The 23,942-nt window shown below is 63.1% G+C and carries 25 protein-coding genes; 8 read left to right on the top strand and 17 right to left on the bottom strand.

Annotated elements, in window-relative coordinates; all coding sequences use genetic code 11:
• Positions 1 to 128: 128 nt before the first annotated feature.
• Positions 129 to 662, top strand: coding sequence for a GNAT family N-acetyltransferase (locus B7H23_RS11405; protein ID WP_094077758.1), 534 nt, complete (start codon positions 129 to 131; stop codon positions 660 to 662).
• Positions 663 to 743: 81 nt separating this feature from the next.
• On the opposite strand, the gene B7H23_RS11400 is transcribed toward B7H23_RS11405, so the two are convergent.
• Positions 744 to 1,025: an SCP2 sterol-binding domain-containing protein gene (locus B7H23_RS11400; RefSeq protein WP_094077511.1), complete on the bottom strand. Its 282-nt coding sequence runs from the start codon at positions 1,023 to 1,025 to the stop codon at positions 744 to 746.
• Between the two features lie 247 nt (positions 1,026 to 1,272).
• Between B7H23_RS11400 and B7H23_RS11395 the strand changes: the two genes are divergently transcribed.
• Together B7H23_RS11395 and B7H23_RS11390 are read left to right on the top strand one after the other, a co-directional pair.
• The gene (locus B7H23_RS11395) at positions 1,273 to 3,165 is read left to right on the top strand and encodes an autotransporter assembly complex protein TamA (RefSeq protein ID WP_094077510.1); all 1,893 of its coding nucleotides are present in this window, start codon (positions 1,273 to 1,275) and stop codon (positions 3,163 to 3,165) included.
• Positions 3,165 to 8,120 carry a translocation/assembly module TamB domain-containing protein gene (locus B7H23_RS11390; protein ID WP_094077509.1) on the top strand — a complete coding sequence of 1,652 codons (4,956 nt, stop codon included), beginning with the start codon at positions 3,165 to 3,167 and terminating at the stop codon, positions 8,118 to 8,120. The genes B7H23_RS11395 and B7H23_RS11390 overlap by 1 nt, the downstream gene beginning before the upstream one ends.
• 19 nt (positions 8,121 to 8,139) lie before the next feature.
• Here the strand turns inward: B7H23_RS11390 and pyrC are convergent, their stop codons facing one another.
• Complete coding sequence (pyrC, locus tag B7H23_RS11385; RefSeq protein ID WP_094077508.1) at positions 8,140 to 9,183, bottom strand: dihydroorotase; 1,044 nt, start codon at positions 9,181 to 9,183, stop codon at positions 8,140 to 8,142.
• A 233-nt stretch (positions 9,184 to 9,416) separates the two neighbouring features.
• Here pyrC and B7H23_RS11380 point away from each other — a divergent pair, with 233 nt between their 5' ends.
• The gene (locus tag B7H23_RS11380) at positions 9,417 to 10,583 is read left to right on the top strand and encodes a PRC-barrel domain-containing protein (protein WP_094077507.1); all 1,167 of its coding nucleotides are present in this window, start codon (positions 9,417 to 9,419) and stop codon (positions 10,581 to 10,583) included.
• An 80-nt stretch (positions 10,584 to 10,663) separates the two neighbouring features.
• Here the strand turns inward: B7H23_RS11380 and B7H23_RS11375 are convergent, their stop codons facing one another.
• Together B7H23_RS11375 and B7H23_RS11370 are read right to left on the bottom strand one after the other, a co-directional pair.
• Positions 10,664 to 11,332 (bottom strand): YiaD family glycine zipper/OmpA-like lipoprotein, encoded by a 669-nt coding sequence (locus B7H23_RS11375; protein ID WP_094077506.1) that lies wholly within the window; start codon positions 11,330 to 11,332, stop codon positions 10,664 to 10,666.
• 143 nt (positions 11,333 to 11,475) lie between these two features.
• Positions 11,476 to 12,588 carry a zinc ABC transporter substrate-binding protein gene (locus B7H23_RS11370; RefSeq protein ID WP_158215822.1) on the bottom strand — a complete coding sequence of 371 codons (1,113 nt, stop codon included), beginning with the start codon at positions 12,586 to 12,588 and terminating at the stop codon, positions 11,476 to 11,478.
• A gap of 108 nt (positions 12,589 to 12,696) precedes the next feature.
• Between B7H23_RS11370 and znuC the strand changes: the two genes are divergently transcribed.
• From znuC to B7H23_RS11350, 4 genes are read left to right on the top strand one after another with little or no spacing between them, the layout of a single operon-like run.
• The gene (gene znuC / locus B7H23_RS11365; protein ID WP_420814480.1) at positions 12,697 to 13,593 is read left to right on the top strand and encodes a zinc ABC transporter ATP-binding protein ZnuC; all 897 of its coding nucleotides are present in this window, start codon (positions 12,697 to 12,699) and stop codon (positions 13,591 to 13,593) included.
• A complete protein-coding gene (locus B7H23_RS11360) occupies positions 13,593 to 14,393 on the top strand; it encodes a metal ABC transporter permease (RefSeq protein WP_094077503.1) in 801 nt (266 codons plus the stop codon). Before znuC ends, B7H23_RS11360 begins: the two co-directional genes overlap by 1 nt.
• Positions 14,390 to 14,818 carry a Fur family transcriptional regulator gene (locus B7H23_RS11355; protein WP_094077502.1) on the top strand — a complete coding sequence of 143 codons (429 nt, stop codon included), beginning with the start codon at positions 14,390 to 14,392 and terminating at the stop codon, positions 14,816 to 14,818. Before B7H23_RS11360 ends, B7H23_RS11355 begins: the two co-directional genes overlap by 4 nt.
• Positions 14,818 to 15,969 carry an FAD-dependent oxidoreductase gene (locus tag B7H23_RS11350; RefSeq protein ID WP_094077501.1) on the top strand — a complete coding sequence of 384 codons (1,152 nt, stop codon included), beginning with the start codon at positions 14,818 to 14,820 and terminating at the stop codon, positions 15,967 to 15,969. The genes B7H23_RS11355 and B7H23_RS11350 overlap by 1 nt, the downstream gene beginning before the upstream one ends.
• An 8-nt stretch (positions 15,970 to 15,977) precedes the next feature.
• Here the strand turns inward: B7H23_RS11350 and ureG are convergent, their stop codons facing one another.
• The 13 genes from ureG to urtD all read right to left on the bottom strand — a co-directional run bounded on the left by ureG (position 15,978) and on the right by urtD (position 23,937).
• Positions 15,978 to 16,628 carry an urease accessory protein UreG gene (gene ureG, locus B7H23_RS11345; RefSeq protein WP_094077500.1) on the bottom strand — a complete coding sequence of 217 codons (651 nt, stop codon included), beginning with the start codon at positions 16,626 to 16,628 and terminating at the stop codon, positions 15,978 to 15,980.
• Positions 16,625 to 17,281 carry an urease accessory protein UreF gene (locus tag B7H23_RS11340; RefSeq protein WP_094077499.1) on the bottom strand — a complete coding sequence of 219 codons (657 nt, stop codon included), beginning with the start codon at positions 17,279 to 17,281 and terminating at the stop codon, positions 16,625 to 16,627. Before B7H23_RS11340 ends, ureG begins: the two co-directional genes overlap by 4 nt.
• Positions 17,282 to 17,290: 9 nt before the next feature.
• Positions 17,291 to 17,782: an urease accessory protein UreE gene (locus tag B7H23_RS11335; RefSeq protein ID WP_240535075.1), complete on the bottom strand. Its 492-nt coding sequence runs from the start codon at positions 17,780 to 17,782 to the stop codon at positions 17,291 to 17,293.
• Positions 17,779 to 18,093: a type II toxin-antitoxin system RelE/ParE family toxin gene (locus B7H23_RS11330; protein ID WP_094077498.1), complete on the bottom strand. Its 315-nt coding sequence runs from the start codon at positions 18,091 to 18,093 to the stop codon at positions 17,779 to 17,781. Before B7H23_RS11330 ends, B7H23_RS11335 begins: the two co-directional genes overlap by 4 nt.
• Positions 18,090 to 18,335, bottom strand: coding sequence for a type II toxin-antitoxin system ParD family antitoxin (locus B7H23_RS11325; protein ID WP_094077756.1), 246 nt, complete (start codon positions 18,333 to 18,335; stop codon positions 18,090 to 18,092). The genes B7H23_RS11330 and B7H23_RS11325 overlap by 4 nt, the downstream gene beginning before the upstream one ends.
• Before the next feature lie 64 nt (positions 18,336 to 18,399).
• Positions 18,400 to 20,112 (bottom strand): urease subunit alpha, encoded by a 1,713-nt coding sequence (gene ureC / locus B7H23_RS11320; RefSeq protein WP_094077497.1) that lies wholly within the window; start codon positions 20,110 to 20,112, stop codon positions 18,400 to 18,402.
• Positions 20,113 to 20,182: 70 nt separating this feature from the next.
• Positions 20,183 to 20,626, bottom strand: a complete 444-nt coding sequence (locus tag B7H23_RS11315; RefSeq protein ID WP_094077496.1) for a lysozyme inhibitor LprI family protein — start codon at positions 20,624 to 20,626, stop codon at positions 20,183 to 20,185.
• 2 nt (positions 20,627 to 20,628) lie between these two features.
• A complete protein-coding gene (locus B7H23_RS11310; protein ID WP_094077495.1) occupies positions 20,629 to 20,934 on the bottom strand; it encodes an urease subunit beta in 306 nt (101 codons plus the stop codon).
• Positions 20,931 to 21,116 (bottom strand): hypothetical protein, encoded by a 186-nt coding sequence (locus B7H23_RS15935; RefSeq protein ID WP_143534765.1) that lies wholly within the window; start codon positions 21,114 to 21,116, stop codon positions 20,931 to 20,933. Before B7H23_RS15935 ends, B7H23_RS11310 begins: the two co-directional genes overlap by 4 nt.
• Before the next feature lie 22 nt (positions 21,117 to 21,138).
• Positions 21,139 to 21,441, bottom strand: a complete 303-nt coding sequence (locus tag B7H23_RS11305) for an urease subunit gamma (protein WP_094077494.1) — start codon at positions 21,439 to 21,441, stop codon at positions 21,139 to 21,141.
• 15 nt (positions 21,442 to 21,456) lie between these two features.
• Positions 21,457 to 22,314 carry an urease accessory protein UreD gene (locus tag B7H23_RS11300; protein ID WP_240535074.1) on the bottom strand — a complete coding sequence of 286 codons (858 nt, stop codon included), beginning with the start codon at positions 22,312 to 22,314 and terminating at the stop codon, positions 21,457 to 21,459.
• Positions 22,315 to 22,414: 100 nt separating this feature from the next.
• Positions 22,415 to 23,110 (bottom strand): urea ABC transporter ATP-binding subunit UrtE, encoded by a 696-nt coding sequence (urtE, locus tag B7H23_RS11295; protein WP_094077755.1) that lies wholly within the window; start codon positions 23,108 to 23,110, stop codon positions 22,415 to 22,417.
• Between the two features lie 2 nt (positions 23,111 to 23,112).
• Complete coding sequence (gene urtD, locus B7H23_RS11290) at positions 23,113 to 23,937, bottom strand: urea ABC transporter ATP-binding protein UrtD (protein ID WP_173861911.1); 825 nt, start codon at positions 23,935 to 23,937, stop codon at positions 23,113 to 23,115.
• Positions 23,938 to 23,942 lie beyond the last annotated feature (5 nt).

The raw sequence follows: 23,942 nt of genomic DNA, 5'->3' as shown, positions 1-23,942 counted from the left end.
TGCCATGCGAGCCGGCGGGCTTCTGACGTTCGCCCTTTGGAAGACAGGGTTTGCCCATGCTCCCCATCGCCCCCCTGAATAGAACGGTTGCTCCCGTTGCTCTTGCGCCGGCCAATGACCGCGCGCCGATGCTTTATGCGATCACCGACGAACGGCCAGGCGATGTGCGCGCCCGCGAAGCATTGCTCGACCGGGCCATGGGGCCGCACCGCAGGCGCAAGAGTTCGGAGGCGATCCGCCGCGGTCGGTTGCCGGCGGACGGCTTGTCCTTCGTCGCGCGCTCGCTATCGGGCGCGGTCATCGGCACGGTGCGGCTCTGGCATGTCGATGCGGACGGTGCGGCTGCGTTGCTGCTCGGGCCGCTGGCCGTTGCGCCGGATGCCAAGGGCAGCGGCACCGGCTCGGCATTGATGATCCATGCCATCGACGCCGCAGAACGGCTCGGCCACAAGGCAATTTTCCTTGTTGGAGACGCGCCCTATTACGAACGGTTCGGCTTCGAGCCGGCGCCGGCCACACTCGCCATGCCCGGCCCGTTCGACCGTGAAAGGTTCCTCGCACTCACCCTGGAACCCGGCGCGCTGGACGGCGCTGCCGACATTCTGCGGCCGAGCGGCGCGAAGTGTTCGCGCATCCCGGCCATGCGAGCGCTCGCTGCCTAAGGTGGCTTGAAGCGCCCAACAGAAAGGCCCGCGACGCACGGGGCGTCGCGGGCCTTTCCTCAATGTCCCGGCGGCGAACGATCAGAACAGCTGCTGCAGCTTCATGGCCACGCTCATGTCGCCGTCGACCTTGAGCTTGCCGGACATGAAGGCCTGCGTGGCATCGAGATCGCCGGAAATCATGTCTTCCAGATCGCTCTTTTCCATGGTGATAGTGCAATCGGCCGGCTTGTCCTCCGTGCTGACCTCATTGCCGTCGATGACCATGACGCCGTCCGAACCGCAGTCGAACTTCACGGAGTCGGAGAAATCGCTCTCCTTGACGGCGGGGCGGATTTTCTCGGCAATATCGTCCATAGCCATAGTGCTGTCCTCTTCTGCTAGGCATTGGATTGTCTATAGCGCCTAGCCTTGCCTTTGATTGACGTAAACGTCAACAGTGTGATTTCTCTGTTGCAGAGGTGCCGCAGTTGCCTGAGGAAAGCGGCGCGTGCAAGCTGGTTGCGCGGGGATGGCCTTCGCTGCGCCGCAAATAGGCCGCAAGCATAGGATCGTTGCGGACGAGGGGTCTCCGAGCCGGGCCGGCGACCGGGGTTTTTGGAAGGTGGGAATGGGGCGTTACATCCGAATCGCGTTTGCCGGCGTTCTCTCGGCGGTTATCGGTGTGGCTGTTTCACCGCCTGCCGAGGCCATTACGCTGTTCGGTAAAACCTTCTTCGAGAAGGAGCCGCCCGAGATCATCGGCGAGCCTTGGCCGTATGAGGTGACATTCGACTATTCGGGAGATCCCGAACTGGAAGACGTGGCGCGGAACGTCAGCAGCCTGTGGAAAGGTCGCGACGAGCCGGCGAACGGTGTCTCCGGTTTGATCGTTACGGCGCGGGGCGATTACAAATCCATTCTCGGCGCTTTCTATAATCGCGGCTATTACGGGCCGGTGATCCGGATCACCATCGACGGGCGCGAAGTCTCCGATCTGCCGCCGGACGCCAGCCTTTCCAATCCGGCTCAGGTCCTGGTCTCGGTCGAAAGCGGACCGGTCTTCAACTTCTCCCGCGCGGAAATCCGCAATCAGGCGCCGCCGCCGCAGAGCCGTCGCGACGAAGTCGACGATCCGGCCGATGAGGGATTCGCCAGTGGCGAGGTCGCCAAGGCGGGCGTCATCAAGCAGGCCGGCGCGCTGGCGGTCGAAGCCTGGCGACAGCAGGGTTATGCCAAGGCGGAGGTGGTCGATCGGGTGCTGACGGCCGACCACGCCACCCAAACCTTCGATGCCACGATCGATGTCGATCCGGGCCGCTTCGCGGTCTATGGCGAAACGAGCGTCCGCGGCGTTCGCGACATCGATCCCGAATGGCTGGCCTTCATGGTCGGATTGCCGCGCGGCCAGGAGTTCGATCCTGACGATCTGGATCGGGCGACCGAACGGCTCGGCCGGCTGGACGTCTTCAAATCCTACTCGATCCGGGAAGGCGATGAGATCGGCCCTGGCGGCCTGCTGCCGATCACCGCCATCGTCAAGGAGAAGCCGAAGCGCCGGATCGGTTTCGGCACCACCTATTCGACCACGAATGGTTTTGGCGCGTCGGCATACTGGGTTCACCGCAACCTATGGGGCCGGGCTGAGCGCCTGCGTCTCGATGCGTCGGTCGAGGGCATCGACGGCACGGAATATCGCGATTTCGACTATCTGCTCGGCGCGGAATTCACCAAGCCCGGTATCTTGACGCCCGATACCAATTTCAACGCTGCTCTCAAGGCGCAACGGCAGGTCAATGACAGCTACGCCATCAATGAGGTGGAAGCATCAGCCGGTATCACCCAGATCGTGACTGAGGATTTGGAGCTGTCCTTCGGGTTCACCGGCTCGCTTGCGCAAACCGAGGACGATGTCTTCGGAGAGCGGGAGTTCGCAACCATCGGCGCTTACATCAGAGCGGTGTTCGATACGCGCGACGACCCCGCCGATGCGACGGAAGGTTTCTATGTCGATGGCCGGATCGCGCCCTATCAGGAATTTCTCTACGGCAACACCTTTGTGCGCGGTGTGCTCGATGCGCGCACCTATTTCGGACTGGCCGACGACCGCGTCGTTCTGGCTGGCCGGGTGAAGCTGGGCACGGTTCTCGATCCGCCCATCGAAGAGACGTCGCCCGATCTGTTGTTTTTCGCCGGTGGCGGTGGGTCCGTTCGCGGCTACGATTACCAGTCCATCGGTGTGGAGACGGCCTCCGGCACGATCGGCGGCCGCTCGCTGGCCGAGGCTTCCGGCGAAGTTCGTCTGCGCGTAACCGACGCCATCGGTTTGGTAGCGTTTGCCGATATCGCATCCGTGACCGCCGAATCCTATCCGAAATTTCAGGACTACCAGATCGGTGCAGGCGCCGGTCTGCGATACCGCACACCCATCGGTCCCATCCGTCTCGACTTCGCCGTTCCGATCAATAAGCGCGAAGGCGATCCGAATTTTGCGATCTATGCCGGCATAGGGCAGGCTTTCTGATGCGAACGATCCTGCGCCGTCTCTGTCTCGCTTTTCTGCTGCTGGCTGCACTGGCAGTGCCTGCCTACGCCCAGCTTTTCGGCATCTTCGGCGATTCCGATGCCTCGGCGGAAGACGAGAAGGGCGCGTTTCTAAGTTATGTGGAAGACAAGCTTTCCACGCCCAACCGCCGCATTTCCATCAGCAACATCAACGGCGTTCTGTCCAGCAAGGCGTCTATCGACCAGATCACCATTTCCGACGAGAAGGGCGTGTGGCTGACGGTCACAAATGCCGCTATCGACTGGAACCGCTCCGCGCTTCTTCGGGCTCGCCTGGAAATCGAGTCGCTCAGCGCCGAATCCATCGTCATGACGCGCAAGCCCGCTCCGGCGGAAGATACGGTTGACGCCGAAGCGACCCCGTTCGCACTGCCTGAACTGCCGGTAGCCGTGCGGATCGGCGAACTGGCTGTCCAGCGCGCCGAATTCGACGAAAGCGTTTTCGGGCTGGAATCGGTGCTCTCGCTGCAAGGCGCCCTGGCGTTGGAAGACGGTGCGCTCGATACGTCACTGCAAATTCAGCGGCTTGACGGCCCAGGCGGCGAGCTGGTGCTTCAGGCGGCCTATTCCAATCAAAACCGCCAGTTGGATGTCGACCTGCAACTCGACGAGCCGGAGAACGGCATCGTCGCCAACCTTCTGAACATCGAGGGCAAGCCGCCGGTGAGTCTGGCGCTGCAGGGCGCTGGCCCGCTATCCGATCTGACGCTGCAGCTGACCCTCGATGCCGACCGCGAGCGGGTTCTTTCGGGTACGTTCAATCTGGACGAGACCGAAGAGGGGCTCGCCTATCGCGCCAATCTGGAAGGGCCGCTCGGGCGGTTGGTCCCGGTGCAGTTCCGCGCCTTCTTCTCCGGGCAAAGCACGCTGCGACTGCGCGGTTCGGTGCCTGACGAGGGCGGCACGGTGGTCGATGAGCTTGCGCTGAGGTCCGGTCCCTTGCAACTCGAAGGCCGCGCGCGTGTTCTGTCCGGCGGGTTCTTGCGCACCCTTGTTCTCGATGGGCGGATCGACAGCGGCGATGGCAGGCCAGTTGTTCTTCCGGTGCCGGGCGGCGAAACCTCAGTCCGCCGCGCATCGATCGACATCGAATATGGCGTCGACGATTCCGGTCCCTGGAACGGGCGGATTCTACTGCAAGATCTCAACACCGGCACTTTCGCTGCCGAAAGCGTCCGTTTCGATCTCGGCGGTCGGATGACGGCGCTCGACGATGCTCAGCAACGCGCCGTCAGCTTCGATGTCGATGGCATTGCGGAAGGGATCACGGCAACACGTGCGGCGGTGGCCGATGCGTTGGGCGACCGGTTGGCCTTCACGCTCTCGGGCAAGACCGAAGCTGGCGAACCCATCACTATCGAGACGCTGAAGCTCGACGGCAAATCCGTCGATATCGCCACCAGCGGCACGCTCGACGGCGCGGTCTATCGCGGCAAAGCCAGTGTAGCGACGGCAAGCCTTGCGCCGTTTTCGACGATGGCGGGCCAGAAACTGACCGGTGCGCTGGACATCAGCGCCGACGGATCGGTGACGCTGAACTCCGGCGCATTCGACCTTACCGTCGATGGTTCGGCGACCAATATCTCGCTGGAGAATCCCACGCTTACCGGCCTTCTGGCCGGTGAAACCACGCTTTCGGGCGGTATCGCACGCGGTGAACAGGGCATCACCGCGAACGATTTCAAACTGGAAAACCCGCAGCTTCGCCTTGCGGCGAACGGTTCCTATGGCGGTGACAATACCGATATGAAGCTGAAAGGGCGATTATCGGATCTTGCCGCAGTGACCGATGAGGTTTCCGGCGCTGTAGAATTCGATGCTTCGCTCATCGGCGAAAACGATGCAATCTCCGTCAAGTCGACTCTCGCCATCGCGCAGGGCCGGTTGCAGGGCCGCAATCTTACCGATTTGGCGCTCGAACTGGTCGGTACGCTCGGAGACGGATTGTTCTCCGGACAGGTGAACGGTGAAGGCTTCTTCTCCGGCGAACGTCTGCTCATCGAATCCGATGCCGTCTACGGCGAAGGCGCGATCCGTCTGTCCGAACTCAATCTGGCCGTCGGCGGCAACCGCGTCGAGGGCGATTTCGAGCGCGACGAAAACGGGCTTCTGGCCGGCGATCTTTCCGTCGTCGCCCGCAATCTGAAGCTTATCGGCGCACTTGCATTGCAGGACATCGCCGGCGCGATCGATGCCGAGCTGGCCTTTTCGAACCTGAACGGCCGCCAGGACGCCACGGTCAAAGGCACGGTTTCCGGCTTCCAGTACGACACGGACACGCGGATCGGCGAGGCCACGCTCGACATCGCCGCGACCGATCTCTTCGGTGTGCCGCAGGCCAGCGGTTCGATCGATGGACGCACCATCAGCGCCGGGGGCGTCAGCTTCACCATTCTCAGCCTGACAGCCGAACGGCAGGAAAATGCCACCGACTTCGTGCTGACCGGCAAGTTGGAGCAAGGGACAGACATCGCTGCCGAAGGCACGCTGGCCCGTGTTCCGGATACCGATGTCGACCCTGCTTTCGATCTGGCGTTGCGCGAATTGTCCATCGTGGAGTCCGGTCGCCGCGCGCGTCTCGAAGCACCGACCGAAATTCGTGTCCGTGGCCAGGCCATCGCCATCGACGCGACGACGCTGTCCATCGGCGATGGAACGCTTCGCCTTCAGGGCGAGGTGGCGGAGCAGATCAATCTTTCAGTGGTTGCCGATGATGTTTCTCTCGATATCGCCAATGCGGTTCGGCCCGATCTCGCCGCGGCGGGCACGATCTCCGGCACAGCCGAGATTACCGGCCCGCGTTCGGCGCCGAGTGTCGCCTTCGACATCACCGGCGACGGACTGACCGTCGCGCAATTGCGCGACGCCGGCATCGCGCCGCTCGCCGTCCGGGCGCGCGGGCAGACCGATGGCCGGTCACTGGACGTCGATGCCGAACTCACCAACAGCCAGGGCGTGAACGCCACTATTGACGGGACGGTGCCGCTGGGCAGCGAAGGCCGGCTTAACCTGAAGGTCGATCTGAACGCCGTTCCGCTGGAACTGGCCAACACGGTGCGGCCGGACCTGGAGGCCGATGGCACCATCTCGGGAACCGCTACCGTGACCGGCGATCTGTCCAGTCCGAATGTGAATTTTCGACTAAGCGGCGACGCGATCACGGTGGCCCAATTGCGCCAGAACGGCATTGCGCCGCTGTCTCTCCGGGCGGATGGCGAAACGAACGGCCAGACGCTGACCATCGACGCCAATGCAACGAACAGTCAGGGTGTGCGCCTGGCGGCGAATGGCACCGTGCCGCTCGGCGAAGGCGGCAACCTTTCGGTCAATATCGATGTGAACGCGGTCCCGTTGTCGCTGGCCAATTCGGTTCGGCCCGATCTGGGCCTTTCCGGCACGCTCACGGGTTCGGCGCGCGTCACTGGATCGCTCTCTTCGCCGAATGCGGATTTCCAGCTGTCCGTTCCCAATCTCTATGCTGCGGCGTTGCAAGGGGTCGGGCCGCTCTCTGTCGATGCGCAGGGGCGTTTCTCCAACCAGGCCATACAGCTCAACCGCCTGAATATCGGCGGTCGGGACGGTATCGCGCTTTCGGCCTTTGGCACGATCCCGCTCTCCGGCAGCGGGCTCAACGTCGCGTTCGACGGCTCGGCGCCGCTTTCGGTCGTGAACCGCTTTCTCGGTTCTCGCGGTACGACGCTTGCCGGATCGGTTCGGTTTGCCGGAAGCGCGACCGGCGCTCTGGCCGATCCGAATATCGCCGTGTCGGTCGATACCGATAGCGCCAGTCTCTTCGACCCGCAGACCAATACGCGGCTGACGAATATCGACATCTCGGCGACGGCCACCCGCCAGCAGGTCGTCCTGCAAGGCGCGAGCGCCAGCCTTGCTGGCGGCGGATCGATTTCGGCATCCGGCACGATCGGCCTGACGAACGGTATTCCCGCCGATATCGCGATCCGTCTCAACCAGGCACGCTATGCCGATGGCGAGTTCATCGCCGCGACGGTGAACGGCACGATCACCATTACGGGATCGCTGACCAACGATCCACTGATCGCCGGCAATATCGATGTGGTTCGCGCGGAAATTACCGTGCCGGACAGTTTCGGCGCATCTGTCGATATTCAGGCGGTCAACCACATCAATGCGCCGGCAGATGTGCGCGCCACGCTGGCGCGGGCGTTCCCCGGGAGCGGCGGGCGTATTCCCGAGCCGGCGGCCCGTCCGTCGGTGCCGCGCCTCGACATAACCCTGAGCGCGCCGAACCAGATTTTCGTGCGCGGCCGCGGGCTGGACGCGGAACTTGGCGGGCGGCTTCGTCTGACGGGCAATACGCGTGACATTCAGCCTGTCGGCGGTTTCGAACTCATTCGCGGTCGGCTGGCCATCCTCGGCAAGCGGATCACCTTCGAGCGTGGCACCATCACCTTCGTCGGTGATCTCAACCCTTATCTGAATTTCGTCGCCAGCAGCAATGCGGACGGCACCACGATCTTCATCCGCGTGCAGGGCACGGTGGACGATCTCGACATTTCATTCTCGTCCGATTCACAATTGCCGGAAGACGAAGCGCTGGCCCTTCTGATCTTCGGCCGGGGTCTCGATCAGCTGTCGCCGCTGCAGCTTGCGCAATTGGCAGCGGCTGCCGCCGAACTGGCGGGCAACGGGCCGTCTGTCCTTTCCGGAGTACGGCAAGCGGCCGGGCTGGACAATCTGGACATCGTCACCGATAGCGACGGCAATGTCGCTGCCCGCGCCGGCACCTATGTGTCCGAAAACGTTTATGTCGGTGTGGAAGCCGGCAGCGAGAGCAAGGTCACGATCAATCTCGACGTGACGGACGAGATTACGGTGCGCGGCGCAGTCGGCACCGAGAGCAGCGTCGGCGTCTTCTACGAGAAGGATTACTGAGCCGTCGTCTTCGAGCGGCTCAGTCTTCCACTGCCCAATACAGTTCCACCATCGGATCGAACACGGTGACCGGTCCCGCGCCGGTTTCGACCGCCGGCGGATAGGCGACAGGTTCATCGCGTTTCGTCAGGGTGATGGTCTCCTCATTGACCGGAAGGCCGTACCAGTCTGCGCCATGGCGGGAGGCGAACCCTTCCAGCTGGCCGAGCGCGCCTTCCTCCTCGAAGACATGGGCCAGGCAGCTCATCGTGTTCGGCGCGGTGAAGATACCGGCACAGCCGCATGCGCTCTCCTTGGCGTCGGTCGGGTGTGGCGCGCTGTCGGTGCCGAGGAAGAAGCGCGGATCGCCCGAAATCGCAGCCTGCCGCAGTGCCAGCCGATGGCGTTCGCGCTTGGCGACCGGCAGGCAGTAATAATGCGGGCGGATGCCACCAGCGAGAATGGCATTGCGGTTGATCATCAGATGATGGGTGGTGATCGATGCGGCGATGTTGTCGTCGGCACCGGTGACATAATCGACGCCGTTCTTGGTGGTGATATGCTCCATCGTGACCCGAAGCTCCGGCAGGCGCTGGCGCAGCGGATCGAGCACCTCCTCGATGAAGACCGCCTCGCGGTCGAAAATGTCGACCTCAGGGTCCGTGACCTCGCCATGGACGCAGAGCGTCATGCCGATCTCGGCCATACGCTCCAGAACGCCCATCACCTTGTCAAGATCGCGGACGCCCGATTGCGAGTTGGTCGTCGCGCCGGCGGGATAGAGCTTGACGGCAAGGGCGACCTTCTCCTCGAACGCCGCGGCCACGTCTGCGGCGTCGGTCTCTTCCGTCAGATAGAGCGTCATCATTGGTTGGAAGCGGGACCCTGCCGGAAGAGCAGCCAAGATCCGCTCGCGGTACGCAACGGCATCGGCCTTCGTCACGACCGGCGGCACCAGATTGGGCATGACGATCGCGCGGCCGAAGTGCCGGGCGCTCTCCGGCGCAACGCCTTTCAGCATCTCGCCGTCGCGCAAATGGAGGTGCCAGTCGTCGGGGCGGATTATTGCAAGCTCTGTCGTCATCCCGTCGCTCACCTTTCGGACAGTCGGCGTTGCTTAGGTAAGAATAACAGGCTGCACAAGGCCCTGCCGGTTATCCGAGCGGTCGTATCGGCGGAACAAATGGGCCCGCTCGAGTAAGACAAGGTCTCCAGTCCATATTTTAGACTTAACTTAAATTTGGTGCGCGAGCCTGAACCATCGCCTCCGCCTTCCGTTGGGAACCTGTCGCTATCATTCTGTTGAGAGGTAATTACATGAACATTTTTGCGCGCTATGCACTTTCGACCGCGCTCGCCACTGTCCTCGTGGTGCCGGCCGTTGTCGCGCAGGACGCACCAGCCGACCCGAACAATGAAACCGAGGCGCCGACCACGAGCGAAGCCGCACCGAACGATGCGGAGGCCAGCCGTGCGGTCGTCGAGACCGGCGATGGCAAGGTGATTGTGGATCAGGCATCACCCGATGTAACGGTGACGCAGGACGATCCGCAGGTTTCTGTCGACCAGGCTGCGCCCGAAGTGACAGTCGAGCAGCCCCAGCCCCAGGTTACAGTGCGTCAAGCCAAGCCAACGGTAAACGTCAAACAGCAGGCGCCGATCATCACGGTGGAACAGGCGCAGCCGGAAGTCATCGTGAACATACCGCAGCCGATCGTTACGGTCAGGATGCCCGAGCCCGATGTCAACGTCGATGTCAGCCAGCCCGAGGTCCGGGTCGAGCAGCCGGAGCCGCAGATTCGGTTTGTCCGTCCGGAGCCGAAAATCGTCTTTGAGCGCGCGGAAGAAGCGCAGGTTGAGGTCGAGGAGGCGGAAGCGCAGGTCAATGTAACCTCCGCGGACGGGAACGCCGATGTCACCATTGAACAGGCCGATCCGGAGGTCGAAGTCGAGCAGGCTGGTGAAGCCGAAGTGAACGTAAGCCAGGCCGAAGCAGAGGTTCAGGTCAAGGAAAGCGAGGCCGCGGACGTCCAGGTCAACCAGAAAGAGGCTGCGGTGCGTGTCGAGGATGCTGAAGCGGGCGATACCGAACAGCAACCGGCGATGGCGGCTGACGCCAATGCCAATGCCGATAGCGACCAGGCGGCCTATTCGGAGACCGTCAGTCAGAGCCCGTTCTACGCAATGGCCGTCTCCGATTTGATCGGCGCTGAAGTTTTCGGCTCGGAGGGCGAAGAAATCGGCAATGTCGAGGATGTCGTTCGTCGGGGCGAGCGTCTTTACGCCGTCATGGGTGTCGGCGGTTTTCTCGGAATAGGCGAACGGACGATCGCCATGCCGTTCGAGAACCTCAGCCTTCAGGGCGACGATGTCTACGCCAAGAACGCCACCGCCGAAGAGCTGACCAATATGGAGCCGTACGATGATGACGGCGAACCGCTGGCGCGCGAAGGCACCGTTCAGCAGAGCTTCGAAGCACAGTAATCGGAACTGACGATCGATCAATAAAAACGGGGCGATGTGAAAACATCGCCCCGTTTCCTATCGATGATCGGGTGGTACGGTCAGCCCTGTTGCAGCGGCACCAGTTTGATCTCCACGCGGCGATTCTGAGCGCGGCCGCTTTCTGTGGCGTTGCTGGCGATCGGCTGGCTTTCGCCGAAGCCGACCGAATAGAAGCGCCGCGAATCCAGTCCCTGCGCCGTCAGATAACGCGTGACCGAATCCGCCCGACGGTTGGACAGGTCCAGATTGTAGGAATCGCCGCCCGTCGAATCGGTGTGACCGTAAACGTCGACCAGCGTGCGATTGAACTCCCGCAGCACCAGCGCGACGGAGTTCAGCGTCGAATAGAAGCTCGGCTGAATATCGGACTGATCGACGGCGAAGGTGATATTGGACGGCATGTTGAGAATGATCTCGTCGCCGTTTCGCGTCACGGAGACGCCGGTCCCACGAAGCTGCGCGCGCAGCTTGTCTTCCTGGCGGTCCATGTAAAGGCCGACGCCCCCGCCCGCCAGTGTGCCAAGGCCCGCGCCGAGCAGGATGGCCTTGCGGCGGTCGCTCCCGGAATCGCCAGCGGAGGCGATTGCGCCGATCAGCGCGCCGCCAGCTGCGCCGATGCCGGCGCCGCCCGCCGTGTTGGAAATACGCTGCTCACCGGTAAACGGATCGGTCGTGCAGCCCACCAGCACGAAAGCGCCGAGTGTCGACGCGATCACAAATTTCTTCATCTTCCCTCACTTGCCGGAGCCGAGTTCCGGTCTCTGTCGAATCGAAGCGGTCCCTCACATCAATTCGCCATTATGCACCGATCACGGCCAAAATCCGGCATTGCGGCGCGTTGCACAACTCTGCCGCGCGCCGCGGGATGTCCTCAGTTTTTGTCGGCCGGTTTGCCGGAAAGGCAATCGGCCAGCGATTGCGCGTTTGCGACCATAAGCGCTTCATACGCTCCGGCGCCCGGTTCGACGATGGCGCCGGCTGGGTCGAGTTCGGCGATCTGCGCGCCGGTCTGTTCTGCAAGGGTCTGCGAAAGCTTCGGCGAGAATTGCGGTTCGACCAGAATGCAGGCGACCTTATGGCTCGTCATCTCGTCGGCAAGTTCCTTGAGGCGCTTGGCGCCTGGCGCGATTTCCGGCGAAATCGTCAGCGAACCGAGACCGTTCAGACCGAACGCGTGTTCGAAATATTGAAAAGCGTCGTGAAAGGTCACGAAGGACTTCTCCTTGACCGGTCCGAGCGATTCTTCGATCCGGGCTTCCATATCGTCGATGGAGCGAATGGTCGCCTCAGCATTTTCGCGGTAGCGGTCGGCGTGATCGGGATCGACTGCAGCCAGATCACCGGCGATCGCGTTCACTATCGCTTTGGCATTGTCGGGGTCGAGCCAAATATGCGGGTCTTCGGGACCATGGTCGTGGTCGTGGTGGCCGGACGCTTCGCCGGCGTCATGAGCATCGCCATCATCATGAGCGTGTTCGTGACCATCCTCGCGAGCGTGATCGTGACCGTCTTCATGGCCTGCTTCTTTGTCATCATGATCTTCATGATCGTCGTGGCCGTCCTGATCCTTGTGATCATGGTCGTGATCCTCGGCATCGTCGAACAGGCCGGCTTTTCGTGTCGGAAGATGTTCGACACCTTCCGCCTCCATTAGATCCAGTATTCTGGCGTCGTCACCGAGGGTTGCAATCGGCTTGTCGAGAAAGCTCTCCAGTTCCGGGCCGATACGGATGATAAGGTCGGCTTCCTGCATGGAGCCGGCCTGGCTCGGTTTGAGTGCAAACCCGTGAGGCGAAGCGCTTGGCGGCACCAACAATTCCGGTTCTCCCACGCCATCCATGATCGAGGCGGCAAGAGAATGGATCGGCGTGAAGGAAACGATCACCTTCGGTCCTTCTTCGGCTATCGCCGATTGTGATGACAGGCCGAGGGCAGCTACGAGGGCGGCAACGGATATGGACGACAGGAAACTATGGGACGACATGAGAGCTCGCTTGTATAAGAGGGACACGGGAACCTTCGAAACGGGGTCTTGAAATCTGTTATAATGTAACATAACCCTTGTCGAGCCCATAAGGACACGATTTTTACCATGCTCGATCTGCCGCAACATTCGCCGCGCCGCTCCGCTGTCGGGCGCGAACCGCGGGCGCTGGCCCGAATGCGCCGTGCCGGCCTTTACGCGAACGGGCGCTGGCTGGTGCGTGGTATCGACCTTGCCATCGCACCCGGCGAGATCGTGACGCTGGTCGGGCCGAACGGCTCGGGTAAGTCGACAACCGTCAAACTGCTATTAGGCCTGGAACGTCCTAGCGAAGGGCAGGTGGCGCGCGCCCGCGACCTTCGTGTCGGTTACGTGCCGCAGCGTCTTGCCATCGATTCCAACCTGCCGCTCAAAGTGGCGCGCTTCATGCGGTTGACCCGTGCGCTTTCCCATTCCGACATGGTTGCGGCGCTTGACGAAACGGGTGTGGCCCACCTGACTGAAGCACCGATGCGCGCGCTTTCTGGCGGTGAAATGCAACGCGTCCTGATCGCCCGCGCCTTGTCTCTCAAGCCGCAATTGCTTGTCCTCGACGAGCCGGCCCAGGGGGTCGATATGGCGGGTGCGATCGCCATTTACGATCTCATCGCCGCTGCACGCCAGCGCCTCGGTTGCGGGGTGCTTCTCATCAGTCACGATCTTCACCTCGTCATGGCGCAGACCGATCGTGTCCTGTGCCTCAACGGCCATGTCTGTTGCGAGGGTACGCCGGAAGCCGTGAGTGAAATGCCGGCCTATCGCACACTGTTCGGCGGCGAGGCTCCGTCCGGCCTTGCGGTGTATCGTCACCAACACGATCACCGCCATCTGCCCGACGGTCGGGTTCTGCATAGCGATGGGACCGTTACCCAGACATGCGATACGCATGAATGCAGCCATCATCATCACGATCATGATTGTGCTCACCATCACGCGGATGATCAACAAGCTGGCAAGGTGCGGTGATGCTGGACGATTTTCTGGTCCGAGCGCTTATTGGCGGTTTGCTGGTCGCGGTCCTGGCGGCGCCGCTCGGCTGTGTGGTCGTCTGGCGGCGGCTGGCCTATTTCGGCGACACGCTTTCACACGCCGCCCTGTTGGGTATCGCTGTCGGTACGCTTTTGTCGATCTCGCTTCCGCTTGCCATTCTGCTGGTTTGCGTAGCGGTTGCGCTGATCCTCTTTGCACTGCGCAAGCATGGCGATCTGGCGAGCGACGCAATTCTCGGTCTTCTGGCGCATGGCAGCCTGGCCCTGGGCCTTGTCGCCATCGCGCTAGCTGGTCAGCGCATCGATCTGAATGGCCTGCTGTTCGGCGATATCTTCGCGATCAGCCGGTCGGACCTCTTCATTATGGGAGGCGGGGCGATCATCATTCTTCTGACGCTGGGCTCGATCTGGAACGATCTTCTGGCAGCGACGGTTTCACCGGAAATCGCAGCGGCAGAGGATGCCCGTCCGCAACGCGCCGAGATGATCTTCCTTCTGCTTCTGGCGCTGACCGTCGCCGTTGCGATCAAGGTCGTCGGCGTTCTACTCATCACCGCCATGCTGATCATTCCGGCCATCACCGCGCGCCGCTTCGCCGGCGGGCCAGAAACCATGGCCGTTCTCGCAATCGTGGCGGGGGGCGGAGCGATCTGCCTGGGTCTCTACGGCTCCTTCGTGTTCGATACGCCGGCGGGGCCATCCATCGTCGTCGGCGCGTGCGCCCTGTTCCTTCTGGCCAGGATCATCCCATATGGAGGACGGAGGCCCAATTCATGACGGTATGCTGCGATCACCATCCGCCGGAAGAGACACTGACCCGTAATCAGCGGCTCGTTCTGGAGACGCTGCGTTCGGAAGACAAGCCGCTGACCGCCTACAATCTTCTCGACCGGCTGCGGGACGATGGGCTGCGCGCTCCTCCCCAGATCTACCGTGCGCTCGACCGGCTGGTGAACGTAGGCGTGGTGCACCGGCTCGACCGGCTGAACGCCTTTATCAGCTGCAATCACAACCACTGCGGCGGGCAGGGCGTTCTGTTCGCGGTCTGCGACGCATGCGGATCGGTGGAAGAACTGAAGGCCGATACCGTCGAGAGCGCAATTCTTCCGACGACCGAAGCGATCGGCTTTCATGCGGTTCAGCTTGTCGGTGAGGTGCGCGGTCTTTGCGGGCCGTGCGAGCGGAAGAAAACGGACGGCTGATGCGCGTTGTCCTCGGCGGTCTCGGCCATGGCCACCTCCATGTTGTCGCGCATGCGCGGCAATTGGTCGAGGCCGGGGCGGAAGTCGTTCTCATCGACGACGGCGTCTTTCGCTACTCGTCCCTTGCTGCCGGCATTCTCGGCGGCCAATATTCGGCCGAGCAGGGGATGCTGGATTCCGGCGCTCTCGCTGCCGTATGCGGTGTCCGTCATATCGCGGCGACCATCGACCACGTCGACCCTGCGGACCGTAATGTTCATCTTCGAGATGGCGACCCGCTTTCCTATGACGTCATTTCCCTCAATCTCGGCTCGACCGTCATTGCGCCATTCCCTGTTGCCGAGGGCGCATCAGTGTTCCACGCCAAACCGCTCTCGCAACTGACGGCGCTGCGCGACGCGCTGTGTGCAATGATCGGCGCGCGCCAGACGCCCCGCCTCATCGTTGTCGGCGGCGGCCATTCCGGCTGCGAACTGGCGGCGAACGCCATGGCACTCGCACGGCGTCACGGCGCGGCGATAGATGTGACGCTGATTGCCCCGGAAGAACGCATCCTGGCCGATGGGCCAATGGCAGCCTCAGAAACGCTCTCCGTCATTCTCGACAGGCAAGGCATCGCGATACGTACGGGTGTCGCTTGTAAGAGCGTCGGCAAGACGGCTCTGGCTCTTTCGGATGGGTCCGACCTGCCTTTCGACCACGTTATCCTGGCGACGGGGTTGAAACCGTCTTCCGCCGCGATGCTTCCCGGGCTCGGTTTCAATCCGGCCGGCGGCCTGTGTGTCGGGCCCACCCTTCAGTCGGTTGACGACGAGCGGGTCTTCGCCATCGGCGATTGCGCGCATCTGGTCGATGATCCCCGGCCCAATGTCGGGGTCTTCGGCGTGCGTGCCGGCTCCATTCTTACACATAATCTGCTGGCGTCGGTAAAGAACGGGGCCATGAAGAGCTACGAGCCGCAGAAGCACTGGTTCGCCGCGCTCAATCTGGGTGACGGCACCGGGCTCGGTCTTTGGCGCGGCTATCACTGGCACGGTCGGTCCGCGCTTTTCGCCAAGGACTGGATCGACAAGCGGTTCATGGAAAGCTACCGCCGACTGTACGGTCGACAGCCGGTACGGACAGCGCCCGGTCTCGTCAGTCCGGACTAGTTCCGGGCTTACAGCCCGCCATTCTCTTTCAGCCAGGTCACGATTTCACCTGTTCCCTCGCCATGGCGCAGATCGGTGAAGACCGTCGGACGGTCGCCACGCGAGGCCTTCGCATCGGCCTTCATCCGCTCCAGGTCGGCGCCGACATGGGGCGCCAGATCGGCCTTGTTGACGATGAGCAGATCGGAGCGCGTGATGGCCGGCCCGCCCTTTCGCGGAATGTCGTCGCCCTGGCAGACGCTGATGACGTAAATCGTCAGATCGGCGAGGTCGGGTGAGAAGGTCGCCGCCAGATTGTCGCCGCCGCTTTCGATCAGCACGAGATCGAGATCGGCCTGCCGTTCGCGGAGGCGCTCGATGGCGCGCAGATTGATCGAGGCGTCCTCGCGGATCGCCGTATGCGGGCAGCCGCCTGTCTCGACGCCCTCGATCCGGTCGGAGGAGAGCGCCTGCATCCGCACCAGCGCATCGGCATCCTCGCGGGTATAAATATCATTCGTTACGACGCCGATGCTTATCTCATCGCGCAGCGCTTCGCAGAGCCGCGCCGTTAGCGTGGTCTTGCCGGAGCCGACGGGCCCGCCAATGCCGAGCCGCAAGGGGCCGTTGGGTGAGCGCGTGGTTTTGGTCTGCCGTTCGAGGGGGGCGTGTTCGGTCATGAAAGGAAAAGCCGTCCGGGAAGTGTTTCGTGACGAAGGGTATCGATTTCGGCGGCCAGAGTGCAGGTGCCGAGGTCAGCGATGTCGCTGACGCTCGCCCGCCGCGCCACCGCCCCAATTTCATTTTCCAGCCGGGCAAGGAGGCGGGCCGCGCCTGACTGACCGAGGATGGAAAGGCGGATAGCCGCCTGTAGCTGGGCCGACACGAAGGCGTGGAGGAATGCGCCCACGGTGTCCTGGACCGGCAGGCCATGGCGCGCCGCTGCCATACCGATGGCAACGGGCAGAGGCGCCTCCGGCGGCAATGTATCGGGGCGCCCGGCGAACCAGGGCTCGGCGGCGGCGCAAAAGGCCCGGCCCTGGTCCAGCGTTTCACGGAGGCGCTCCGCCGAGCCGCATAGTGCGCGGGCAAGGGTGGCGAGGTCGTCGATTGCGACCGCATCGTCCGCCGTCCGATGCGCCGCAGCCAGCAGAACGGCGTCGTTCCATGCCGCGCCATACTCGATGAGTGTCGCCAAGCGGTTTTCCAGCATCTCGGCAGTCGTCGTGCGACCTTCGACCGCCGCTGTCTCGAGGCCCGCCGAATAGGCGAAGCCGCCGGTCGGAAAAACCGGAGACAGCCAAGACAGAAGTGTAAGGAGCTGCGCCGTCAAAACATGCGCTCAATCGTGATGGTGGTGGTGATGCATATGGCCGTGACCGTCATGATCGTGGTGGTCGGAATGGGTGTCGCCATAGGCGCCGCCTTCCGGATCGAAAGGCGCTTCGACATGGGAGACCGTCGCGCCGAGACCCTTAAGCATCTCCTCGATCACATGGTCGCGCCGGATCAGAATGCGGTCCGCCCCGATCTGCGCGGGCAGGTGCCGATTGCCGATTTGCCAGGCAAGGGCAAGAAGATGGCGCGGGTCGCTGCCGCGCACCTCCATCAAGGCTTCCGGCGCGGCGCGCACTTCGATGACGCAGCCATCGTCGAGCAGCAGGCCCTCGCCGTGGCGTAGCAGCCGCGCCTTCGGCAGGTCGAGCAGAAATGCGATACCGCCATCCGAGGTCAGCTTCGCCCGCCGCCTGTGCCGCGCCGTCTCATCGAGCGTGATGGTGTCGGCAGGCGCCGTCACATTGGGCGTTGTGGAAGTGCAAATCGGTTGGGTCACTGAAACGATGTCCGATCCTGTTCGAGAGCGGCCAACAGATCGGACGCACCGTGCAGTACGCGCAGAACATCGACCCGACCTGCTGCGATCCGATAGACGATAAGATAGTCCCGCCAGACTCTCCTGCGATAGCCGTTCGTTTCGAAACCCGGCAGAAGTGCGAACCTTTCTGGCATCCGTTGCAGACCCATGCAGCGTTCACGAAGTTCGGCGATGATCTGGCGCGCTTTATGCGTTCCGGTATTCGTTTCGAGATATCGAAAGATTTCTCTCAGATCGTCTCGCGCCGGAACCGTTATTGCGACTTTCATTCAGCCGGCGTCTCCGTAAGAAACTCGTCAAACACCTCGTCGGTTTCGAGTAGCTCACCGCGCTCTGCTGCTTCGGCTCCCTCCTCGATCATCGCCCGAAAATGAGCCAGCTTCGCCTCGCGTTCCTGGACCAGCCGAACGCCTTCACGCAGAACCTCCGAGCGGGAGCGATAGCGTCCCGAAGTCACGAGCTTCTCGACGAACTCTTCGAGCGGTCGACCCAGATCGACGGACATGGCCATGGCTTGCTCCATATCAATAATTGTTATTGGCCAATATCTGCCTCCAACGGGCCGGTGTCCAGTATCAGAATAGGAAATACCGTTGCGCCATGGGCAGGACCGTCGCCGGCTCGCAGGTCAGAAGTTCGCCATCGGCGCGGACTTCATAGGTCTCCGGATCGACTGTTATGTCTGGCATGGCGTCGTTCAGCTTCATCGCCGCTTTGCCGATGCCACCGCGCGTGTTCTTCACGGCCAGCATCTTTTTCGCGGTGCCGAGGCGTTTGGCAAGACCGCCATCGAGCGCGGCCTGGCTGACGAAGGTGACCGACGAATTGGTTCGCGCCTTGCCGAAGGCGGCGAACATGGGGCGCATATGCACCGGCTGCGGCGTCGGGATGGAGGCGTTCGGGTCGCCCATCGGCGCGGCGGCGATGGAACCGCCGATCAGCACCATCTCCGGCTTGACGCCGAAAAAGGCCGGATGCCATAGCACCAGATCGGCGCGCTTGCCGACTTCCACCGAGCCGACCTCCTCGCTCAGGCCATGGGTGATGGCGGGGTTGATGGTGTATTTGGCGATGTATCGGCGAACCCGAAGATTGTCGTTCTCGCCTGCCTCTTCGGCAAGGCGGCCACGCTGGCGCTTCATCTTGTCGGCGGTCTGGAAGGTGCGGATGATGACCTCGCCGACCCGCCCCATGGCCTGGCTGTCGGACGCGATGATCGAGAAAGCGCCGAGATCGTGGAGAATGTCTTCCGCCGCGATGGTCTCTTTTCTGATCCGGCTTTCGGCGAAGGCGACGTCTTCGGGAATGTTGCCGTCGAGATGATGGCAGACCATCAGCATGTCGAGATGCTCGGCGATTGTGTTGCCGGTATAGGGTCGGGTCGGATTGGTCGAACTCGGAATAATGTTGGGCAGGCCTGCGACCTTGATGATGTCGGGCGCATGGCCGCCTCCCGCGCCCTCGGTGTGGAAGGCGTGGATCGTCCGCCCGGCAATCGCCTCGATCGTGCTTTCGACGAAACCGCTTTCGTTCAGCGTGTCGGTGTGGATCATCGCCTGCACGTCGTGATCGTCGCAGACCGACAGGCAGGTGCGGATCGCCTGCGGCGTGGTGCCCCAGTCCTCGTGCAGTTTCAGCGCCGCCGCGCCGCCCAGCACCATCTCTTCCAGCGCGGCCGGCTCGGAGGCGTTGCCCTTGCCGGCGAAGGCAAGATTCATCGGAAAGGCGTCGGCCGCCTCGATCATGCGGGCGATGTGCCAGGGTCCGGGCGTGCAGGTGGTGGCGAGCGTCCCATGCGCCGGGCCGGTGCCGCCGCCGATCATGGTGGTGACACCGCTCATGAGCGCCTCCTCTATCTGCTGGGGACAGATGAAGTGGATATGGCTGTCGATGCCGCCGGCCGTCAGGATGCGACCCTCCGCCGCGATCGCTTCCGTGCCTGGCCCGATGACGATATCAACGCCGGGCTGCGTGTCCGGGTTGCCGGCCTTGCCGATGGCGGCGATGCGACCGTCCTTCAGACCGATATCGGCCTTGTAGATACCGGTCCAGTCGACCACCAGCGCATTGGTGATGACGGTGTCGACCGCGCCATCGGCGCGGCTCGCCTGGCTCTGGCCCATGCCGTCGCGGATGACCTTGCCACCGCCGAACTTCACCTCCTCGCCATAGGTGGTGAAATCCTTCTCCACCTCGATGAAGAGTTCGGTATCGGCAAGGCGTACGCGGTCGCCGGTCGTCGGACCGTACATATCGGCATAGGCGGCGCGGGAGAGGGTGGCTGGCATTCTTGTTCCTCGATGTTCTTTGCTGCCGGGGGCGAACGCCCGGCACGCATATTTCAGCTGGCGGCCACCGTCATTCGCGGGCGCCGAGATCGCCTTCGGTCCTGTCCAGAACGGAGCGAAGAGTCTTGATGCGCGCGCGGGTCAGATCGGCGCGGCACTGGCTGCCGATCATGGGCTGCATGGTGCCGCCGAGCGCGTCATAGCTGCAGTACTCGCATTCCGCGTCGCGATAGGCGATCCAGGCCCGCTGGGCGCGGCGCAGCGTTTCTTCGGTGGTCGACAGTCCGCGGTCGGTAAAGAAATCGCCCATATCGGCATCGCGGCTTTGCGCTTCGGCTATGAGATCGGGCCAGAGCGCGTTCAGTTCGGCATCGGCCGCCTCGTAATCCATTCCGGCGCAAGCGGTCATTTCAGCCTGGGTCTGCGGATCGGCGCAGTTCGGCTCGACAGGTTGCGCCACGACGACCATCGGGGCCGCTGACAGTGTCAAGGCTATCAGGAGGATACGGCGCATAGTCAGACCTTTCCCATCGTGTCGCCGCGAAAGCCGACGATACGGCGCTTGCCCGAAACCGGAACGAGCGTCACTTTGCGCTCCTGGCCCGGCTCGAATCGGACCGCCGTGCCGGCGGCGATGTCGAGCCGCATGCCGCGCGCCCGGTCGCGGTCGAAGGCAAGGCCCGGATTGGTCTCGGCAAAATGATAATGGCTGCCGACCTGAACCGGGCGGTCGCCAGTATTGGCCACGGTGATCGTGATCGTCGCTGCGCCTTCGTTCAGCGTTATCTCGTCATCGGCGGTAACGATTTCTCCGGGGATCATCGGCCGCGTCCCTTGATGAAGAGAAAAAGTCCAGCCAGCGCCGCCAGAACGACCGCGCCGCCAATCAGCAGGCCGTTATCGGGATGCGGATGGCTGTGCGGCGCCAGCGCTTCATGGGCGAAAGCGGAACTGGAGGCCAGAACCATCGAAAGGAGGGGGAGTGGGCGAAAAAATCGACGCATCTTTGTTTTCTTCCTTGTCTATTCAGCGGATCGGTTCGTGGACGGTGACGAGCTTGGTGCCGTCGGGAAAAGTCGCTTCGACCTGGATGTCGTGGATCATCTCGGCGATGCCCTCCATCACCTGATCGCGGGTCAGCACCGTCGCGCCGGCTTCCATAAGCTCGGCGACGGAGCGGCCGTCGCGCGCGCCCTCGACCACGAAATCGGTAATGAGCGCGACCGCTTCGGGATGGTTGAGCTTCACGCCGCGTTCCAGCCGCCGGCGGGCGACCTGGGCGGCAATGGCGATCAGCAGTTTGTCCTTTTCGCGGGGGGTGAGCAGCATTGGGGCCTCGTTCGGTCAGCAGTGCCAGCAGCGCGGCAGGGCGTGGCCGCCACGCAGTGCGATGAGAAGGGGGATGAGTCGGCGGCGTAGCACCAGCGTATCGGAGGCGAGCAGACGGCAGACCAGCTTGCCGTCGAAGAAGGACGCGCCGCCCGCGTTTCCGATGATCGTGCGCGCCTCGTCAATCAGCGCCTCGGCGCGCGGCGCGAACAGCACAATCGTTGCGACGGCACGGCGGCCAGCAGCGATGGCTGGCTTCGACAGCCGGTCGGCGATGGCGTCGTCGATCCGAAGGGCCTCGGCATGGATCATCCGACCCTCGCGGCGGATGCGCCAGTCGTCGCGAAGCGCGCCGCCCTGAACGCTTTCGCCCATCGCGGCGCGACCGAAAGCAAGCGGCTCGCAGATGAGGAGTTCGGCGTCTTCCGAGAGGTCGGCAAGGATGGTGCGGCGAAGCGCGCCGCCATCGAACATGATCGTTTCCTGCGGCAGCCATTGCAATGTCGCGCCCGCCGCCGCGTGGAGCCGGACATCGACGCTCGCAGAGCCTTCCGGCGAGCGGTAGAGCCGTTCGGCGGTCTGGCTCGCCAGCGTGAGATGCGTACCCGTACCCGCCTCGGCCCGCCAGTGCAGCGTGTCGCCACCGGTCATGCCGCCGGAAGTGTTGAGCAGAACCGCTTCCAGCCGCCCGTCCGAATGGCTTTTCGGCAGGCGGATGCGCGCCGAACCCTCCTGAAACAGCCGGTCGAGACGTGTTTCGCCTGTCGGACCGAGCTTTGCCGCGATGCGGCCGCGTCCCGCGCTGCGCTGCATCCGCGATGGCGCGGGTCGTGGCGGTCTGTCGAATTGCCGGGCGGCGGGCAGGGCGGTCATGCGACGGACGAGGCCTCCAGGATGAGGCCGGCATCGCAGCACTGCACGCGGACAGCGTCAAGCCAAACCGTCTTATCGTTCCGCAAGGAGGCAGCCATGCTCAGACCGTCAGATGCGCACGGATATCGGGCCGGTCCAGATCTTCGGCGATGCCCTCATGGACCACCTCGCCGCGATCCAGGATCATGATGCTGTCAGCCAGTTCGCGGCAGAAATCCAGATATTGCTCGACCAGCAGGATCGCCATGCCGAACTCGTCGCGCAGGAAGGTGAGCGCCCGGCCGATATCCTTGATGATCGAGGGCTGGATGCCTTCGGTCGGCTCGTCGAGCGCCAGCAGTTTCGGGCGGGTGACGAGCGCCCGGCCGATGGCGAGCTGCTGCTGCTGGCCGCCGGACAGATCGCCGCCGCGCCGGTTCAGCATATCCTTCAGTACCGGGAAGAGTTCGAAGACGTAATCCGGGACGGCGCGTTCGGCGCGCGGCAGGCTGGAATAGCCGGTCTCCAGATTTTCGCGGACGGTCAGCAGAGGAAAGATTTCGCGGCCCTGCGGGACGAATCCGATGCCGGCGCGCGCGCGGTCATAGGACGGCTTTCTGCCGAAGGTCCGGCCCTCGAAGGCGACGCTGCCCGACGAGAGCGGATGATGGCCGACAATGGCCCGCATCAGCGAGGTCTTGCCAACGCCGTTCCGGCCCAGCACGCAGGTGATCTTGCCGGGTCCGGCCTCGAGCGAGACGCCGCGCAGCGCCTCTGCCGCGCCATAATGGAGATGAGCATTTTCGACGGTCAGCACGGTCATCTCCCCAGATAGACTTCGACGACCTTCGGGTCGCTCGAAACATTGTCGATGGAGCCTTCGGACAGGACCGAGCCTTCGTGCAGGCATGTCACCTTGACGCCGAGATCGCGGACGAAGCCCATATCGTGCTCGACCACGACGACGGAGTGGTCCCTGGCGATGTCGCGCAGAAGACGCGCGGTTTCCTCGGTCTCCGCATCGGTCATGCCGGCGACGGGTTCGTCGACGAGGAGCACCTTGGGATCCTGAGCCAGCAGCATCCCGATCTCCAGCCATTGCTTCTGGCCGTGGGAGAGGTTGGCCGCGGATGCATCACGCAAATGGGTCAGGCGGATCGTGTCGAGGATTTCTGCGATGCGCGCTTCTTCTTCGGCGTCGCGGCGATGGAAGATCGCGGCAAGGATCGAGCGCGAGCCGGCGAGGGCCAGCGCCAGATTGTCCTCCACCGTATGGCCTTCGAATACGGTCGGTTTCTGGAATTTCCGGCCGATTCCCATCGTCGCGATGGCCGGCTCGTCATGCTTCGTCAGATCGACCGTGCCGTTGAAGAAGACCTCGCCCTCATCGGGCCGGGTCTTGCCGGTAACGATGTCCATCATGGTGGTCTTGCCGGCGCCGTTCGGGCCGATAATGGCGCGCATTTCACCCTTTCCAAGCAGGAAGGAGAGATTGTTGATGGCCCTGAAACCGTCGAATGAGACCGAAACGCCGTCGAGATAGAGAATCGTCTCCTTACGGCGGCTTTCCTGCACCTCGCGCTCGGTCAACGCCGCATGCTGAGGGGCTTTGGCTGCCAGCGGCCGTTCTTCGATCATTGCCATGTCGT

This window comes from Notoacmeibacter marinus, from assembly GCF_002238045.1.
Taxonomy (GTDB): domain Bacteria; phylum Pseudomonadota; class Alphaproteobacteria; order Rhizobiales; family Rhizobiaceae; genus Notoacmeibacter; species Notoacmeibacter marinus.
Note: the sequence above shows the minus strand (reverse complement) of the source record. Positions and strands in the feature narration are given on the sequence as shown.